Below are 276 nucleotides of genomic sequence, written 5' to 3'. Positions count from 1 at the left end.
CGCCAAGCGAACTGAATCGCTTGGCGTTTTTTAAAAATGTATTTATAGTGCTGCCAACATTTCTTGCAACATTGACTGACGATAAATTGGGCGGTTGTTGAACTTACGACGTTCGACTTCCACTTCCTTTTCGGCACGGTCTGAAGCAGCCTTGGCGATTGCTTGCGTCTCCGTTGGGCCAACTGTGCCTTGTGCTGACTGCATTTGCGTGAACAGCGCAATGTAGGCGTAGTACGCACCTAAGAACCAACCGTTAAAGTATGGCATGACCACATT

At 47.8% G+C, this 276-nt stretch carries 1 pseudogene; it reads right to left on the bottom strand.

The features are described from left to right. Positions 1-42 precede the first annotated feature (42 nt). Positions 43-276: pseudogene (locus WEIDD23_RS13945) on the bottom strand (hypothetical protein); the annotation flags it as partial.

The sequence above is a fragment of the Weissella sp. DD23 genome (assembly GCF_001579105.1).
Taxonomy (GTDB): Bacteria; Bacillota; Bacilli; order Lactobacillales; family Lactobacillaceae; genus Weissella; species Weissella cibaria.
The sequence above is the reverse complement of the archived record's forward strand: the minus strand, read 5'-3'. Positions and strand labels throughout refer to the sequence as shown.